The 2729-nt window shown below is 73.1% G+C and carries 2 protein-coding genes; both read right to left on the reverse strand.

Features of this window, described 5'->3' with window-relative positions:
* A partial coding sequence (locus ACSNOC_RS27445; protein ID WP_436750280.1) for a non-ribosomal peptide synthetase occupies window positions 1-1765 on the reverse strand: 1765 nt, incomplete at its 3' end.
* 325 nt (window positions 1766-2090) lie between these two features.
* On the reverse strand, window positions 2091-2666 hold the full coding sequence (locus tag ACSNOC_RS27450) for a TerD family protein (RefSeq protein ID WP_436750279.1): 576 nt from the start codon (window positions 2664-2666) through the stop codon (window positions 2091-2093).
* Between the last annotated feature and the right edge of the window lie 63 nt (window positions 2667-2729).

Genomic DNA, 2729 nt, shown 5'->3' on the forward strand with positions numbered 1-2729 from the left:
GCGGCGAGCCGCGGGTGCGGAGCGCGGCCGGGGTGGGGTGCCGGTACAGGTCGGCGACGGACACGTCGGGGCAGCGCTCGCGCAGCGCGGACACCAGGCGGGCGGCGGCGAGGCTGGTGCCGCCGAGGTCGAAGAAGTCGTCGTGGAGCCCGGCCTCGGTGCCCAGCAGCGCGTTCCACACCCCGAGCAGCCACACGGTGGTCTCGTCGGCGTCCGCGTCGGCCGGCTCCTGGCGGGGGACGCCGGGAGCGGGGGGCGCGGGCCAGGGCAGCGCGGCCCGGTCCACCTTGCCGGAGCCGCGCACCGGGAAGGCGTCCAGCACCACCAGCCGGGGCACCAGCGGGGCGGGCAGCCGTCCGCGCAGCAGCCCGAGCGCGCCGGCGCGGTCGAAGCCCGCCGGGTCGCCGTCGGCCGGGACCAGGTACCCCACGAGCACGTCCAGCCCGCCCGGGGTGCGCCGGACCGCCGCCGCTGCCGCCGCCACGCCGGGGAGCGCGAGCAGCGCCGCCTCGATCTCGCCGAGTTCGACGCGCCGGCCGCCGATCTTCACCTGGTCGTCGGCGCGGCCGACGAATTCGAGCCCCTCGCGGCAGGCGCGGACCAGGTCGCCGGTGCGGTAGGCCCGCTCCCAGCCGAGCGCGGGCAGCGGCCGGAACCGTTCGGCGTCCTTGGCGGCGTCCAGGTACCGCCCCAGACCCGCCCCGCCGATCACCAGCTCGCCGGTCTCGCCCCAGGCCACCGGCTCGCCCCCGGCGCCGATCACCACCAGCTCCCAGCCGTCCAGGGGCAGTCCGATGCGCACCGGGGCGCCGTCCAGCAGCCGCGCCGCGCAGGCCACCACGGTGGCCTCGGTGGGGCCGTAGGTGTTCCACACCTCCCGCCCGTCGCGCGCGAAGCGCCGCACGACGTCGGGCGGGCACGCCTCGCCGCCGAGGATCAGCAGCCGGACCCCGGCCAGCATCTCGCGCGACCACTGGGCGGCCAGGGTGGGCACGGTCGACACCACGGTGATGCGCCGCCGGAGCAGCCACGGGCCCAGTTCGGCGCCGCCGCGCACCAGGGCGCGGGGCGCGGGCACCAGGCAGGCGCCGTGCCGCCAGGCCAGCCACATCTCCTCGCAGGACGCGTCGAACGCCACCGACAGGCCCGCCAGCACCCGGTCGCCGGGGCCGATCGGGGCGTCCGGCACGAAGAGCCGCGCCTCGGCGTCCACGAAGGCGGCGGCCGAACGGTGGCTCACGGCAACGCCCTTGGGGCGGCCGGTGGAGCCCGAGGTGAAGATGATCCACGCGTCGTCGCCGGGCGTGGGCCCGCCCGGCCGGGCTCCCGGCGCGACTCCGGGCCGGGGGACGACCGTGTGCCCGGCGCCGATCACGGCGCACACACCGGCCTCGCCCCAGACCAGCTCGGCGCGCTCGTCGGGGTCGTCGGCGTCGACCGGCACATAGGCGGCGCCCGCCGCCAGCACGGCGAGAATCGCCAGATACAGTTCGGCGGAACCGGACGGCAGCCGGACACCGACCCGGTCCCCCCGTCCGATTCCCGAAGAGCGCAGCCGCGCGGCCAGTTGCGAAACGGCGGAGTCCAATTCCCGGTAGGTGAGTGCGATGTCGCCGTCGTCCACGGCGATCGCCGCGGGCCAGGCGGCGACCGAGTGACGCAGAACGTCGAGCAGGGTGCGCGGTGGCGCGGCGGGACGGGACCGGTACACCGCGCTGCTTCCGCCCGACGAGGGGAAGTCCCGGCCTTTCTCAGCAATTCGGATACGTGTGCTATCCACTCGCAGTACTCGCCCTTTCAGCGCACGGACCGGCCCTTGGTGCGAGCCGATCCGTGAGTCCTTTACTCCGGAGCGGAGTCGGGCAAATGTAGGCAGCGGATTCTTTGAAATCTCTGAGAGGGCCCTTGGGTTTCGCTGAGAGGAATGTGCCGGAATGGCGGCCGGGGAAAGGGTGCCGATTCCGTGAGCATTTCTCGGCTGATATGAATTCTCATCAACGTGAGAAGTGGGGTTCACCGAAAAGAAGGAAGCCGGACACGTCGCTGACGTGTCCGGCTTCCGGAGCCGTGGCGCCCGGGGCGCCGCTCTCTCAGACGTTGACGCCGTAGTCCGTGGCGATCCCCGCCAGGCCCGAGGCGTAACCCTGGCCCACCGCGCGGAACTTCCACTCCTCGCCGTGGCGGTACACCTCGCCGAAGATCATCGCTGTCTCGGTCGCGGCGTCCTCGCTCAGGTCGTACCGCGCGATCTCCGCGCCGTTGGCCTGGTTGACGATGCGGATGAACGCGTTGCGGACCTGGCCGAAGCTCTGGCCCCGGTTGGCGGCGTCGTAGATCGACACGGGGAAGACGATGGTGGTGATGTCGGCGGGCACGGCCGCCAGGTTCACCTTGATGACCTCGTCGTCGCCCTCGCCCTCACCGGTCAGGTTGTCCCCGGTGTGCTCCACCGAACCGTCCGGGCTCGTCAGGTTGTTGAAGAAGACGAAGTGCTGGTCCGAGGCCACCTTGCCGGAGCCGGTGCACAGCAGCGCGCTGGCGTCCAGGTCGTAGTCGGCGCCGGTCGTCGTCCGCACATCCCAGCCCAGTCCGACCAGGATCGCGGTCAGGCCCGGCGCCTCCTTGGTCAGAGAGACGTTGCCGCCCTTGGAAAGGGAAACTCCCATGCTCTTCTCCCCGCATGCGTGTGTGATGTGCAGCGATCACCCGGTGGTGCCGGGGCGTGTCCC

Source organism: Streptomyces sp. URMC 129, assembly GCF_051386415.1.
Lineage (GTDB): Bacteria > Actinomycetota > Actinomycetes > Streptomycetales > Streptomycetaceae > Streptomyces.